Source organism: Cupriavidus sp. 05N39 (assembly GCF_056397325.1).
This window is the reverse complement of record NZ_JBFTNE010000318.1, coordinates 1-447: the sequence shown is the minus strand read 5'-3', so window position 1 is coordinate 447 and position 447 is coordinate 1. Positions and strand designations below refer to the sequence as shown.

Annotated in this window: 1 protein-coding gene; it reads left to right on the top strand. The window is 72.3% G+C overall.

Going from position 1 to position 447, the window contains the following annotated elements:
• Window positions 1-152: 152 nt before the first annotated feature.
• A partial coding sequence (locus AC1DN0_RS41495) for an alkaline phosphatase family protein (RefSeq protein WP_477146670.1) occupies window positions 153-447 on the top strand: 295 nt, incomplete at its 3' end.

The following is a 447-nucleotide window of genomic DNA, read 5'->3' as shown; positions in this document are numbered from 1 at the left end:
GTGCAGGGCCTGTCGCCGAAGCTGAAGGGCGTGGCTGCCAGCCTGGTGGTGAGCAACCTCACCGACCGCCGCTACCTGGCCGGCGTGGATGGCAGCGATTCCGCCTTCATCGGTGCCCCGCGCACGGTCGGCGTCTCGGTCCGGGTCGACCTGTGACCCGACGCGACACCCCCGCGCCGGACATCGGTCGCCGCCGCCTGCTGCAGGGCGGCGTCGGCGCCGGGCTGGCGGCCCTGTTGCCCAGCATCGCCCGTGCGGCGGCGATCGCCCCGCATGCGCGCAGCGGCAGCCTGGAGGATGTGCAGCACATCGTGGTGTTCATGCAGGAGAACCGTTCGTTCGACCATTACTTCGGCACCCTTCCGGGGGTGCGCGGGTTCGGCGATCGTTTTGTCATCCCGGCCGCGCCGCTGGCCGCGGGCCAGCCGCCGCGCACTGTATGGCTGC